Annotated in this window: 16 protein-coding genes; all 16 read left to right on the top strand. The window is 40.2% G+C overall.

What is annotated here, in order from left to right:
* Positions 1-738 precede the first annotated feature (738 nt).
* The 16 genes from xerC to WAM07_RS17070 all read left to right on the top strand — a co-directional run bounded on the left by xerC (position 739) and on the right by WAM07_RS17070 (position 14,063).
* A complete protein-coding gene (xerC, locus tag WAM07_RS17145) occupies positions 739-1,644 on the top strand; it encodes a tyrosine recombinase XerC (RefSeq protein ID WP_422168616.1) in 906 nt (301 codons plus the stop codon).
* A gap of 9 nt (positions 1,645-1,653) precedes the next feature.
* Positions 1,654-2,199, top strand: a complete 546-nt coding sequence (gene hslV, locus WAM07_RS17140) for an ATP-dependent protease subunit HslV (RefSeq protein ID WP_014643265.1) — start codon at positions 1,654-1,656, stop codon at positions 2,197-2,199.
* Positions 2,200-2,213: 14 nt separating this feature from the next.
* A complete protein-coding gene (hslU, locus tag WAM07_RS17135) occupies positions 2,214-3,611 on the top strand; it encodes an HslU--HslV peptidase ATPase subunit (RefSeq protein WP_422168615.1) in 1,398 nt (465 codons plus the stop codon).
* Between the two features lie 24 nt (positions 3,612-3,635).
* Positions 3,636-4,415 carry a GTP-sensing pleiotropic transcriptional regulator CodY gene (codY, locus tag WAM07_RS17130; RefSeq protein WP_014643267.1) on the top strand — a complete coding sequence of 260 codons (780 nt, stop codon included), beginning with the start codon at positions 3,636-3,638 and terminating at the stop codon, positions 4,413-4,415.
* A gap of 330 nt (positions 4,416-4,745) precedes the next feature.
* Entirely contained in the window at positions 4,746-5,138 is a 393-nt protein-coding gene (flgB, locus tag WAM07_RS17125) for a flagellar basal body rod protein FlgB (RefSeq protein ID WP_422168619.1), read from the top strand.
* A 2-nt stretch (positions 5,139-5,140) separates the two neighbouring features.
* Positions 5,141-5,602, top strand: a complete 462-nt coding sequence (gene flgC / locus WAM07_RS17120; RefSeq protein ID WP_422168614.1) for a flagellar basal body rod protein FlgC — start codon at positions 5,141-5,143, stop codon at positions 5,600-5,602.
* Between the two features lie 17 nt (positions 5,603-5,619).
* Positions 5,620-5,934, top strand: a complete 315-nt coding sequence (fliE, locus tag WAM07_RS17115; protein WP_422168613.1) for a flagellar hook-basal body complex protein FliE — start codon at positions 5,620-5,622, stop codon at positions 5,932-5,934.
* 59 nt (positions 5,935-5,993) lie between these two features.
* Positions 5,994-7,583 carry a flagellar basal-body MS-ring/collar protein FliF gene (gene fliF, locus WAM07_RS17110; RefSeq protein WP_422168612.1) on the top strand — a complete coding sequence of 530 codons (1,590 nt, stop codon included), beginning with the start codon at positions 5,994-5,996 and terminating at the stop codon, positions 7,581-7,583.
* A gap of 14 nt (positions 7,584-7,597) precedes the next feature.
* Positions 7,598-8,611 carry a flagellar motor switch protein FliG gene (gene fliG, locus WAM07_RS17105; RefSeq protein ID WP_422168611.1) on the top strand — a complete coding sequence of 338 codons (1,014 nt, stop codon included), beginning with the start codon at positions 7,598-7,600 and terminating at the stop codon, positions 8,609-8,611.
* The gene (gene fliH / locus WAM07_RS17100; RefSeq protein ID WP_422168610.1) at positions 8,604-9,344 is read left to right on the top strand and encodes a flagellar assembly protein FliH; all 741 of its coding nucleotides are present in this window, start codon (positions 8,604-8,606) and stop codon (positions 9,342-9,344) included. Before fliG ends, fliH begins: the two co-directional genes overlap by 8 nt.
* Positions 9,337-10,644, top strand: coding sequence for a flagellar protein export ATPase FliI (gene fliI / locus WAM07_RS17095; protein ID WP_422168609.1), 1,308 nt, complete (start codon positions 9,337-9,339; stop codon positions 10,642-10,644). Before fliH ends, fliI begins: the two co-directional genes overlap by 8 nt.
* 13 nt (positions 10,645-10,657) lie before the next feature.
* Positions 10,658-11,107: a flagellar export protein FliJ gene (gene fliJ / locus WAM07_RS17090; RefSeq protein WP_422168608.1), complete on the top strand. Its 450-nt coding sequence runs from the start codon at positions 10,658-10,660 to the stop codon at positions 11,105-11,107.
* A 4-nt stretch (positions 11,108-11,111) separates the two neighbouring features.
* The gene (locus WAM07_RS17085; RefSeq protein WP_422168607.1) at positions 11,112-11,699 is read left to right on the top strand and encodes a MotE family protein; all 588 of its coding nucleotides are present in this window, start codon (positions 11,112-11,114) and stop codon (positions 11,697-11,699) included.
* Positions 11,700-11,729: 30 nt separating this feature from the next.
* Positions 11,730-13,232 carry a flagellar hook-length control protein FliK gene (locus WAM07_RS17080; protein WP_422168606.1) on the top strand — a complete coding sequence of 501 codons (1,503 nt, stop codon included), beginning with the start codon at positions 11,730-11,732 and terminating at the stop codon, positions 13,230-13,232.
* 8 nt (positions 13,233-13,240) lie between these two features.
* Positions 13,241-13,696 (top strand): flagellar hook assembly protein FlgD, encoded by a 456-nt coding sequence (gene flgD, locus WAM07_RS17075; RefSeq protein WP_422168605.1) that lies wholly within the window; start codon positions 13,241-13,243, stop codon positions 13,694-13,696.
* Positions 13,665-14,063, top strand: coding sequence for a TIGR02530 family flagellar biosynthesis protein (locus tag WAM07_RS17070; RefSeq protein WP_422168604.1), 399 nt, complete (start codon positions 13,665-13,667; stop codon positions 14,061-14,063). The genes flgD and WAM07_RS17070 overlap by 32 nt, the downstream gene beginning before the upstream one ends.
* The last annotated feature ends 69 nt before the right edge of the window (positions 14,064-14,132 follow it).

Raw genomic sequence — 14,132 nt, 5'->3', positions numbered from 1 at the left:
AAAAAAGGTACTCAAATTACATGTACCAATTGTGACTATAAAGAAGAACCACAATCATAGCCTGTGGTTATAAAAGGGAGAGTCTATGACTATTATAATAGTTATAGGCTCTTTTCATTTTTTCGCTCAATTAACCTTTAATGTTAAAATCTAAAGCTCTGTTAAAATTTATTGTTGATTTTTCAAAAGAGGCTTATTGCGCAATGTGGCCGGATACTGTAAGAAATAGTTTCGAGATAATGTGTCCTGCGGGGGATGATTTGCTTTCCGGCTCTACGTCATGTAGGGCCACAGGAAAGCGAGTTATTTCCCCACAAACCCTTTTCAATCTAACGTAATGCCCTAATTATCTCTCAGCTGAGTCTTCCAGTCTTGGGAGCTTTACCTTAAAATCAACACGGAAGTTTAACAGAGTCAAATCTAAAAATAAGCTCTCGGTTATGTAACACCGGTTTCGAGATACTGTTAAGAAGTTATGATGCTTAGAAAACGATGCGGCATTACTAAGTTTATTCAGTCTTGAATTGACACACTACTTATGGAAAGCTATAATTACGGTTTGGTAAGGATAAATGCTTGACAGGTAAATGATTCCACTTCATCCCTGTTTATTTCCATAATGAGTTAATTTCTTCAATTCATTTGGAAACAATTCAGAATTTTGTTACATTTTCATTAATATCATTGTGATTACGATTACAAGTGTGATAAAATTTAAACGCCTTTGTGAGGTGAACTATGGGAGAGTTTCAAACTTATAAGCAGATGTATCTTGAATACTTACAGATAGAAAAAAATGCATCGCCACTGACAGTGGAGAATTATTCTATTGATATGGATGAATTTGCAAAGTTTTTACAAGCGGAACAACTAAAACTTGTGAATTGTGACTATTCATCCATACGTATTTATTTATCACAACTACATGCGAATCTTCTTTCCAGAAGAACGGTATCCAGAAAGATATCCAGCTTGAGAAGTTTTTTTCGGTTTCTTGAGCGGGAACAGATTGTCACAAAAAACCCTTTTCTAAATGTTTCACTCCCTAAGGAAGCCAATCCTATCCCTGATTTTTTCTATCAGGAGGAATTGAAGCATTTGTTTACGGTCAGCGATAAAAAAAATCCACTGGGACAGCGAAATCAAGCATTGATTGAATTATTATATGGTACTGGTATTCGGGTAAGCGAAGCGACCCGGATCGAACTGCACGATATTGATTTTTCTCTTTCTACTTTACTTGTGCACGGAAAAGGAAGAAAAGAAAGGTATGTGCCTTTTGGACAATTTGCCAGTCAGGCCATGCAATCCTATATAGAAGATGGAAGAAGAGTACTTCAGCAAAAGAATTCCAATACAACCCCTGTACTATTTTTAAATTCCAAAGGAGCACCTTTAACAGCCCGTGGTATTCGGATGATTCTCAATAAAATGGTAGAGGATGCTGCGTTAACCGTGGATATCCACCCCCATAAACTGAGACATTCATTTGCTACTCATATGCTTAATGAAGGAGCAGATCTCCGTTCTGTGCAGGAATTACTAGGCCATGAGCATTTATCTTCAACCCAGATTTATACCCATGTAACTAAAGATCGACTACGGCATGTTTATATGAACAGCCATCCAAGAGCAAATAAATGAGGTGAGAATATGGAACAACAATTCCACGCAACAACGATATTTGCTGTCCAGCACAATGGTCAGTGTGCGATGAGTGGTGATGGGCAGGTAACGCTTGGGAACCAGGTGGTTATGAAGCATAAAGCACGAAAAGTACGCCGGCTCTACAATGATCAAGTTTTAGCAGGCTTTGCAGGATCTGTAGCAGATGCCTTTACTTTATTTGAAAAATTTGAAGGAAAGCTCGAAAGTTTTGATGGCAATTTAGCAAGAGCTTCCGTGGAGTTAGCTAAGGAGTGGCGCAGTGATCGTGTATTAAGAAAGCTTGAAGCCATGCTTATTGTGATGGATCGTAATCACATGTTTCTGGTATCCGGTACTGGGGAAGTTATAGAACCGGATGATGGAATTCTGGCTATAGGCTCAGGTGGTAATTTTGCTTTAAGTGCAGGTCGTGCCCTTAAACGTTATTCACCTGATCAGTCAGCTGAACAAATCGCTCAAGCTGCTCTAGAAATAGCAGGAGAAATCTGTGTGTTTACAAATGATCAAATTATCCTGGAAGTTCTCAAATAAGGGGGACCTTTGCAATGTCGTTGAATTTAACACCTAAACAAATAGTAGAAAAACTCGATCAATATATTATAGGGCAAAATAGCGCAAAGAAATCGGTTGCTATAGCTCTTAGAAATCGATATCGCCGTATGCAGCTAACCGGTGATATCCGTGACGAAATTGTACCTAAAAATATTCTAATGATGGGTCCGACAGGTGTAGGAAAAACAGAAATTGCCCGCAGACTTGCCAAATTGGTAGGAGCACCATTTGTTAAGGTAGAAGCCACGAAGTTTACTGAAGTTGGCTATGTGGGCCGTGATGTCGAATCTATGGTTCGAGATCTCGTGGAAATGGCTGTACGAATGGTGAAAGAAGAAAAAATGGAAGAAGTCAAGGAAAGAGCAGAAGAACAGGCCAATAAGCGGCTTGTAAAACTCCTTGTTCCTTCCAAGAAGAAGCAGCAGAATAATTTTAAAAACCCACTGGAAATGTTCTTTAATCAGGGAGACCAGCAGGAAAGCGAACCAAAGCCGGATCAGGAAGAAAAAGAAATCGAAACTAAGCGAAGCCGTATTCGTCAGCAGTTGGATATGGGTGAGCTTGAAGACCATATGGTTACGATTGAAGTGGAAGAATCGCAATCCTCTATGTTTGACATGATGCAAGGATCAGGAATGGAACAAATGGGGATGAACATGCAGGATGCATTTAGCCAGTTCATGCCTAAAAAAACCAAAAAAAGAAAGCTGCCCGTTTCTGAAGCGCGTAAAGTCCTTACTCAGGAAGAAGCGAGTAAATTAGTAGATATGGATGAAGTAGGACAGGAAGCCGTAAACAAAGTTGAACAGTCAGGTATGATTTTTATTGATGAAATCGATAAGGTAGCTGCAAAAGGGGACAATCAAGCTAACGTTTCCCGAGAAGGTGTTCAGCGTGATATTCTTCCCATTGTAGAAGGCTCGACAATTGTAACTAAATACGGTGCCGTTTCAACGGATCACATTTTATTTATTGCCGCTGGTGCCTTTCATATGGCCAAACCTTCCGATCTAATTCCTGAGTTGCAGGGCAGATTCCCGATTCGTGTTGAACTTAACAAGCTTAACGTAGAGGACTTCCGAAACATCTTAGTGGAACCTTCCAATGCTTTGTTAAAACAATATAAGGCATTATTGGAAATTGAAGGTATAAAGGTTGAATTTTCTGACGATGCTATTACTAGACTCGCAGAGATTGCTCATGAAGTGAATCAGGAGACGGATAATATCGGTGCGAGACGACTTCATACCATTTTGGAAAAGTTATTAGAGGACTTGTCATTTGAAGCACCAGATGTAACGATGGAAACCATTGAAATTACGCCACAATATGTTGACAGCAAACTGTCCTCTATTGTAAAAAATAAAGATCTTAGTCGTTTTATTTTATAGACATATCATAAGGAGGAATAACAGATGAAATTATTAGATCGTGCCAGAAGAATCAATGCTATGCTGCAGAAAACTACAGGGAAATCGGTGGATTTTAATGATATGTCCGCAACAATGAGAGATGTAATCGAAGCAAATACATTTGTATTGAGCCGCCGAGGTAAACTTCTTGGATTTGCTATTAATCAGGAAATTGAAAATGAGCGAATGAAGACGATGCTGACTGAACGCCAATTTCCGCAAGAGTATACTCAGAACTTATTTAATATCCAGGAAACAACTCCTGATATTGATATCGATAGTGAATATACGGCTTTCCCTGTTGAAAATCGAGAATTGTTTGAGCAGGGCTTGACTACTATTGTTCCGATCATCGGGGGAGGACAGCGATTAGGTACTTTAATTCTAAGTCGAATTAATAGAAGCTTTAACGACGACGATCTTCTGCTTGCTGAATATGGCGCAACAGTCGTTGGTATGGAAATCCTTCATGAGAAAACTGAGGAGATTGAACAGGAAGCTCGCAGTAAAGCCGTTGTTCAAATGGCTATTAGTTCTTTATCCTATAGTGAATTAGAAGCTATTGAGCACATTTTCGAAGAACTGGAAGGAAACGAAGGTCTGCTGGTTGCCAGCAAAATCGCGGATCGCGTAGGAATTACCCGTTCGGTAATTGTTAATGCTTTACGTAAGTTAGAGAGTGCTGGAGTTATTGAGTCTCGTTCTTTAGGTATGAAAGGAACGTACATTAAAGTCTTGAACAATAATTTCCTGGTGGAGCTTCAAAAACTTCGCACAAGTTAAATACAGAAAAACTGCTGCTTTTTTAAAAGCAGCAGTTTTTTTATATTCAAAATTGGAAAAACAAGGTTATATAACCATCTAAAGTATATTTTTATAAAATTTATGTAAATCTAATTTATTTACCGAACGAACTGTGTAATAATGTTCATTATAATAGTATTTTCGACAAAATCCATTAAAGACCATTGTTTTAGTTTTAAAGTCCTGGTCATTTAGTTCTATTTGTAGATTGAGTAAAAAAATACCGTTGTACTACATAGACAGAGGTATACAAACTTTTTTACAATTAGGTTTGTGAACCTAGAAACATGTCGAATTGAGGTGATTATGCTGAAATTATTTAACGATACCTTTAATACATTAGAAAAATCTTTAAACTATGCTTCAGAAAAAAACCGTGCCATAGCCAACAATATATCCAACGTAGATACTCCCGGCTATAAAGCAAAAGATGTTGTTTTTAAAGATCACTTAAACCGCGCTGAGGCTTCTCTTTCAGCAAAAAAAACCAGTCATAAACATATTGATTTCCAGAATAGAGATTCTTTCTCCTACAATACAACCACAAACAATAGTACTACATATAACCACAATGGAAATAACGTCGACATAGATAAAGAGATGAGCAGCTTGGCTCAGAACCAGATTTACTATCAAGCTCTAGCTGATCGCATGAGTGGTAAGTTCAGGAGCATGGAATCCGTTATTAAAGGAGGAAATTAACCGTGGGAATCTTTGATGCAATGAACACAAGTGCCAGTGGATTGACAGCCCAGCGGCTGAGAATGGATGTAGCTTCCTCTAATGTGGCAAATGCAAACTCCACAAGAGCTGAACTTAATGAAGAGGGAGAATGGGAGCCTTATCGCAGAAAAATGGTCGTATTTGAACCAAAGGGCCAAAGCTTTAAGTCTCACCTCGAAAATGCCTCCCGAATTTCAACTCAATCCGGAAGCAGTCAGGGTGTAAAAGTTTCAAAGATTGCGGAGAATAAGACACCTTTCAAACAAGTGTTTAACCCGGACCACCCCGATGCTAACCCAGAAGGGTATGTCCAGACTCCTAACGTGGATCCTTTACAGGAAATGGTGGATATGATGAGTGCCACACGTTCTTATGAAGCTAATGTGACTTCTCTTAACGCCTCCAAAAGTATGCTGATGAAAGCTCTGGAAATAGGAAGATAACGAGAAGGAGAGATTAAATGCCAGATCTAAATACTATAACGGGATTACCGTCGGTCCAATCAAATACTCCCTCACCTCGAATTAACCCGGGCAGTTCCCCTGCAGAGGCTCAAGGCAAGTTTGCTGATCAATTGAAAAATGCAATCGATAAAGTGAATCAAACTCAGATCGAATCGGATCAGAAAACAAAAGCCCTGGCAAGCGGTGAGATTGATAACCTGCATGAAGTGATGATTACTTCAAAGAAAGCCAGTATTACGATGCAAACATCGATAGAAGTGAGAAATAAAGTGGTAGAAGCATATAAAGAAATTATGCGAATGCAAGTGTAGTACACCTCACACAAGTTATTACAACTTTCGCAGACAGTGTGCTTTTTTTGGGGGCAGTTATGAAAGAAAAACTAGTACAGTACAAAAATCGTATTACTTCGTTTTGGAGAGAAAGAAGAAAAGGTCAGAAAGCTGCCATGATAGGCGGTGCCGGAGCTGTCCTTTTAATAGTAGTCATGGTGAGCATTTTTGCATCCAGTACGAAAATGGTTCCTCTTTACAAGGATTTAACGATCCAGGAAATTGGACAGATTAAAACAGAACTGGATACCAGAGGAGTTTCATACGAATTGGAGGAAAGTGGTACATCAATCCTTGTTCCAGAACCTCAGGCAGAGACGTTGCTTGTGGATTTAGCTGCGGCAGGACTACCGAGCAGCGGTTCGATTGATTATGGATTTTTCAGTGATAACACGTCATGGGGAATGACGGATGATGAGTTTAATATGATTAAGCTGGACGCGATGCAAAGCGAGCTTGCCAACATGATGAAGGGGATCGGTGGAATTCAGGATGCAAAAGTTATGATCAACATTCCAGAAGAGGAGGTATTTGCATCCGAGACTGAGCAAACAGCCTCCGCCTCGATCGTACTGACTGTTCAACCTGGATATCAGATGGAGAACAGTCAAATAGAAGCTCTTTATAACCTGGCTTCTAAATCCGTTCCTAACTTGTCTAAAGATAATATCGTAATCATGGATCAAAACTTTAAGTATTTTGATTTAAATAATTCAAATTCACCTGAAAGCCAGGACGCTTATACATATCAGCAGAATGTGAAAAAAAATATTGAGCGTGACATTAAGCAAGATGTTCAGCGTATGCTTGGGAGGATGATTGGTCAGCAGAAAGTGATTGCAACCGTTACAGCAGATATTGATTTTACAAAAGAAAATCGTGTAGAGGAGCTGGTAGAACCTGTTGACCCTGAAACTATGGAGGGACTGCCGGTTAGTATTGAACGGATCGAAGAAACCTACGAAGGTGGAATACCTGAAGGGGGAGTCCCTGGGTCAGGAGAGGAAGATGTAGCGAACTATCCTGCTGAGGCAGAAGGAACAAACGGGGATTATGAAGTGAACCGGGAAACGATCAATAATGAATTTAACCGCATTAAGAGAAATATTGAGGAAAGCCCTTTTAAAGTAAGGGATCTTGGAATTCAGGTAGCTATTGATAGTACAAAAGGTACTGATGAAAAAGGATCTGTTGAACTGTTATCTGCGGAAGAGCAGCAAACCGTTGAGGGAAGCGTGCAGTCAATCCTTAACTCAATGATTACAACATCCATTAATGAAAGTTACGGAGAAGTAAACCCGGAGGAAAAAATTTCGATCGTTTTTCAAGAATTCAGTGACCAGCCTTCCCCTTCTCAGCCATCTCCTGGAATCCCAATGTGGATGTACGTATTAGGAGCCGTTCTTGTAGTTGTTATTGTAGTGCTAATCGTTTTGTTAATAAGAAGAAAAAGGCAAGAAGAAGAAATTTATGAAGACACTGTAGAAGAGGAAATACCTCCCTTTGTCCCGGGCATTGAAGAAAAGGTGACCGCTTCTACTCAACAGAGAGAACAGTTAGAAAAGATGGCAAAAGAAAAGCCGGAAGAATTTGCTAAATTATTGCGATCTTGGATCGCGGAAGAATAAGGGAGGGTTCTTCAATGGCCTTGAAAAAGTCAGAGTTATCTGGAAAGCAGAAAGCGGCTGTCCTCTTAATCTCTTTAGGACCGGATGTAGCCGCTCAGGTATACAAACACTTAAATGAAGAAGAAATAGAACAATTAACACTAGAAATATCTTCAGTTCAAAAAGTAAATTCAAAAGAGAAAGAAGAAATAGTTGAACAATTCCATCAGATTGCTCTGGCGCAGGATTATATTTCTCAAGGAGGGATTGGCTATGCCAAAACCATTCTCGAGAAAGCTTTGGGGGAAGACGAAGCGTCAAACATTATCGGACGATTGACATCTTCTCTTCAAGTGAAGCCTTTTGATTTTGCAAGGAAAGCTGAACCTGCTCAGATTTTGAATTTTATTCAGAATGAACACCCTCAAACGATTGCTCTTGTTTTATCTTATTTGGACGCAGCCCAGTCCGGCCAGATTCTTTCTGAACTTCCGCAGGAGCTGCAAGCCGATGTTGCACGCAGAATTGCTACGATGGAATCCACTTCTCCTGAAATTATCAATCAGGTGGAGCAGATACTTGAAAAAAAACTTTCAGCCACAGTAACCCAGGACTATACAGAAACAGGCGGCATTCAAGCCGTGGTAGAAGTGCTCAATGGAGTAGATCGAAGTACGGAACGAACAATATTAGACTCATTAGAAATTCAGGATCCTGAACTAGCAGAGGAAATTAAAAAACGCATGTTCGTTTTCGAAGATATTGTCTCACTTGATAATCGATCAATTCAAAGGGTCATTCGCGAGGTTGAAAATGAAGACCTTCGCTTATCATTGAAAATTTCGAGTGATGAAGTTAAAAATCTAGTATTTTCCAATATGTCCCAGCGAATGGCTGAAACGTTTGAAGAAGAGATGGAAGTTATGGGGCCTGTACGCTTACGTGATGTTGAAGAGGCTCAAACCAGAGTTGTGGCTAACATTAGACGTTTAGAAGATGTGGGTGAAATCGTGGTAGCACGCGGCGGAGGTGACGACATTATTGTCTAGTTCCAATCAAAGATCACAGCGTATTATCCAGATTAAGCCTGTTGAAAATCTAAAGCCAGCTGTATCCGTGGAAGAAAATCTTTGCAATGAACAAGAGCTTGCAGAGCAAAAGAGAGAGCAAGCTGAAAAAATTTTAGAAGAGGCACGTGAAGAGGCTTCACAATTGCTGCAGGAAGCAGAACGTAAAATCGATGCAGATAAGAAAGCCTGGCAGGAAGAAAGAGTTCAATTGGTTCAGGTCGCAGAAAAAGAAGGCTACGAGGCCGGTGTAACTCAGGGTTATCAGGATTACACCGAAAAGCTGGAAGAAGCAAACCATATTATTGCGAAAGCGAACCAATCTTATCACTCGATTGTAGCGTCAAGTGAAGAAACCATCGTCGAAATTGCTCTGCGTGCAGCTGAAAAAATATTAAACTGCCATTTGGAAGACCATCCGGAGTCTTTTTTGAACCTTGTTAAAAAAGTTGTTAAAGAAGTTCAGGAACAGCCTGAAATAGCCATTTATGTTCATCCCGATCAATATAGCTATATACAATCCCAGGCAGAAGAATTGCAGAGAATGACAAGCTTAAAAACGAACTTATCTATCTATGTAAAAGATGAAATGGAGCCATTTTCATGCGTGCTTGAATCCCCTTTTGGACGTATTGATGCTGGGATAGACAGTCAGCTGAAAGAATTGAGAGAGAAAGTTTTCCGTGTGGTTCAAGAGGCTGTTCCTTATGAATAAAGACACTTATTTAGAAGTCATTGATCGATCAGACACCTTTAAACGATACGGCCGCATTCACCGGGTGGTAGGCTTGATGGTGGAGTCAAAGGGCCCGGAAGCTTCAATCGGAGATTTATGCTATATCCATTCACATTCTGACCGGAACCAGTCCATTGCTGCGGAAGTGGTTGGTTTTAATCAAGAGAATATTCTCCTTATGCCTTATAAAGAAATGCGAGATATTAGCCCAGGGAGTTTAGTAGAAGCAACAGGTGAACCCATGAAAGTTAAAGCTGGAACAGGATTAATTGGTAAGATTCTGGATGCGACAGGGCAGCCGCTGGACGGTCGCGCATTACCCAAAGGCTTAACCATGTACCCCACGGACCAGTCTCCGCCTAATCCGTTATCAAGGCCTACTATTAAAGAGCCGATTCAAGTAGGAGTTCGTGCAATTGATTCTTTGTTAACGGTTGGAAAAGGACAACGTGTAGGTATATTTGCAGGAAGTGGTGTAGGTAAAAGTACTCTTATGGGAATGATATCAAGAAACAGCTCTGCCGATTTAAATGTTATAGCCCTCATTGGTGAGCGCGGAAGAGAAGTGAGAGAATTTATTGAAAACGATCTAGGAGAAGAGGGGCTAAAGCGTTCCATTGTTATCGTAGCTACATCTGATCAGCCAGCTCTTATGAGAACCAAAGGAGCCTATACTGCTACTGCGATAAGCGAGTACTTTAGAGATCTAGGCTACAACGTCAATCTTATGATGGATTCCGTAACCCGCTTTGCCATGGCTCAGCGTGAAATCGGACTTGCGACAGGGGAGCCTCCCACAACCAAAGGTTACACACCCTCTGTATTTGCTCTCTTACCCAAGCTGCTTGAAAGAACCGGTACAAGCAGTAAAGGAACGATTACAGCTTTTTACACAGTGCTGGTTGATGGAGACGATATGAATGAACCGGTATCAGACACGGTGCGAGGGATACTTGATGGACACTTTGTAATGGATCGAAACCTTGCAGAACAGGGGCAATTTCCAGCAATAAACATATTAAGATCAATCAGCCGGGTAATGAAGCAGATTACATCAGATGAACATAAACAATCAGCCGAACGCCTTCGTGCTTTGCTTGCGAGGTACGAGGAAAATAGTGAACTGATTCAAATAGGAGCTTATAAAAAAGGCAGCAGTAAGGATATCGATCAGGCGATTCATTATCATCCTTCCATCATTAATTTTCTGAAGCAAGGTGTACAAGAACCTTCAAGTTTTGAAGGATCCCAGGATTTGCTAAAACAGTTATTTACATAGGAGTGGAAATTGTATGGCTCATTTGCGTGCTTTTCATAAAATTAAGGATTTAAGGGACCGGGAGAGAACTGAGCAAGAGAAACATCATCAAACTCGAGTAGAGGCATTTGAACAGAAAGCAACCCAGCTGTATGAGGTATTGAAGGAAAAAGAAGAAGCCGAGCACTCATTCCATCAGATCCTTTCAAAAAGAACGATTCAGGCTATGACTTTTATTCAGCACCAGCAATACATAGAGCGCTTGGAAGAACGTATTGATTTGCTGCAGCCTGAAGTTCAAGACGCCCGCCAGGCCATGTACAACTCCCAGGAAAAATTAACAGACGCTTATGTAGAAGTGAAGAAATTTGAAAAGCTCATCGAACAAAAGCAGAAAAAGCATCAAAAATGGGTTAAAGATGAAGAAAATAAGCAAATGGATGATTTGTCCATGAGACAATTTTTAAATTTCCAAAGTAGGTGAGGTTATGGCAAAGAAAATAACTGATAAGCAGCAAGGCAGTAAACTTCAATGGTTCTTCTTTGTAATTATCATTCCCATAGTATTTGCCATCACCTTAGCTTGGATTGTCTTAACTCTTCTCGGAGTGAATGTTACAGAACAAGCTGGAAAGTATGTAAGTAAAGTGCCGGGGATGTCTCAAAGCGCTTCTACTCCAGAAGAAGAAAATACCAAATCAAACAACAAGGAACTCCAGACTTCTCTTGACGCCAGGAATGAAGAGATTGAGCTGCTTGAAGAAGAACTCAGCGCGAAACAGACAGAGGTTGATGAACTTAAACAAAAGGTAGTTAAATTAGAAGCTGATGTTAAATCAGCCCAAGAAGGAAAAGAAGAAAAACCTGAAAATGAGAAAGTGATGAACATGGCTGCTTCCTTTCAGCAAATGGAGCCGGAAGAAGCGGCGCCTATTTTAGAGAACATGAGTCAAGAGCTTGCTATACAGGTGCTTGTAAATGTAGCAAGTGAAGAGAGAGGTTTGATTTTTGGTCAGATGAGTCCAGAAGCTGCTGCAGGAATCGCTGGTGAAATCATTAACTCATCTGATAATTAATGGCGTTTTTCTTGAAAGGAGGTGAAAACAATGAATCATGTCCATCAGATGTCTAGCACTGCAGGATCCCATCCGCTGCTTCTATTTAACTCCCCAGCAGAAGGTAAGAATACCAAGGAATCATTTCAGGACTTATTATCTACCCTGCAAGAGAATAGGGAGAGTTTAAATGTTCCGGGCCAGGCAGATATAGGTCCAATTGATGAAATGGTTCAAAAGCTTCGCAACCAATTGAATGAACTGTTAACCGAACTGAAGTCCTATCAAAAAGAAACAGATCAAGGAAGTAGAAAGGGGTTAAAAGAACTAGAACAGCTGGCTGAGCTCCAAATTCAGTTTGAAGCTGATGCAGTGACGCCTTCAGATTTGAACCTATTAACGGGTTTCGAGTCCGCCCTTAAAATGCTTCAAGGAGTAATTAAAACGGATGAAGCAGAAGAGGGTACTTCGAAAGAAGAGACTAGCCTAGTGAAAGACCAAAAGGTTTTAGATCTTCTTCAAACCATCAATGAAACCATACACTTGGTTCAGAATGCACTTAAAGGCACTGAGGCGAAAAAAAAGAAAATGTCGAATGACGCCCACTTTTTTACCATCCCTATTTCTTCCAACGTGACGCAATTGGAAAAAAGCCAATTATTTAATAACTTTGAGCAGAAAGAGATTGATCTCCAAAAATTATGGGTTAAGTTCCAGCAAAACATTCATAGTTTAGAAAACAATAATAGGGATGCTCATTCCCAAGCGAATGGTCATTCAACCAAAGCATTAGTTATTAAAGATGTCATTCAATCGATCTCTCAAATATCCAATCAAGTACCTGAGGGAAAATGGACCTCCATGCTGAGCAAGCTATCAGAGCAAGGAACTGAATTTGAAAATAAGCTGTTTAGAGGTATATGGAATACCTATCAGAATAGACAAACTGTTCCGTCTGGTTATCAAAGGTTGTCGCCTATTAATGGAAAGGAAATGGGGAAGTGGATTTCGCAGTATATAGAGAAGCATACGGACAATTCTGGAACGTCGGTACCTTCTCTTCAAACCATGCCGATGTCGAAAGTAGAGCAACATGTCATCCAGATCCATCAGAACCAGCCGTCTTCTTCTATCCCAAACCAGTTTATGAAAGAACTGGAACGTATTCTTCAATCCAGCCGGTGGTTTACCAGCAAGCCGGGCAGTATGGAAATGCAGTTAAAACTTAAGCCTCTCAATCTTGGGGAGATGACGGTGAAACTTGCGCAGATAAATGGTGAACTAACCGTGAAGATTATTGCCAGTAGTCAAGCAGCGAAAGAAATGCTGGAAAGTAATATGGGTCAGTTGCGTCATATGTTCTCTCCTCAGCAGGTCGTAGTTGAGAAGAATGAAGGATTAACTGACCAGCAATCATTCTATTCTTTCGATGAGGAGCAAGCCGGGCACGAAGAACAAAAAGAAAAACAGTCAAATTTGATAGATACGGATAGTCAAGAACAAGCTGAGGATGGAGAGTCTTTTTACGATATTTTAATGAATGAGAAAGTTTAGGTGATGACATGAATACGATTGATTCGTCCTACTATTTAAAAAATCAGCCCGCTACAGGGAGCACAAATTCCTCGCTCGGAAAAGAGGATTTCTTAAAAATTTTAATGGCGCAAATTCAAAATCAAAATCCTCTTGACCCTATGAAAGATAAAGAGTTTATCTCCCAGATGACCCAGTTTTCTAATTTGGAACAAATGACGAATATGTCTCAATCAATGGAGCAATTTATAGAAACTCAAAGTCTACCGCCCCTGATACAATATAGCAGTTTGATAGGTAAGGAGGTCACCTATCCAGTGGTTAATGAAGAAACGGGGGTTGAGGAGCGTCTGGAAAAAGGAGTAGTCACATCCGTCGTTCAAAAAGACGGAAATACATCTCTTGAGTTGAAATCAGGCCTTAAACTGCCAGTCAACCAAATTACATCTGTCAGTGAAACAGGTGAAGAAAGTTCCGGTGTATAGATTGGATCCCCGCATTCATCAATTTCACCAACCACTGCAGGCACCTCAACGGCACAAAACGAAGACGAAAACAGAGACCTCCTTTCAAAAGGTCCTTAATGAGGCTCAAACGTTAAAAATAAGTAAACATGCAGAAAAGCGATTGAAACAACGGAATATAGAAATTGATGAGAACAAATGGAATGAGATTTCAAATAAGATGGCGGAAGCCAAATCCAAAGGAGTAACGGACAGTTTAGTCATTACTAACCAGGCGGCTTTTGTAGTAAGTACTAAAAATAACACCGTAGTTACAGCGCTTGGAAGAGAAGAAGCTTCATCTCATATTTTTACAAACATTAATGGCACTATTGTATTAGAAGATTAGGCTGGACCCTCAAGGGAGGCCTTACTACCGCTGACTGATGGAAGCGGCTGAATTAATTAAAAAATGAGA

Origin of the sequence: Halobacillus sp. (genome assembly GCF_049282395.1) — a bacterium.
GTDB lineage: Bacteria > Bacillota > Bacilli > Bacillales > Halobacillaceae > Halobacillus.
This window is presented reverse-complemented; position numbering and strand designations above follow the sequence as displayed.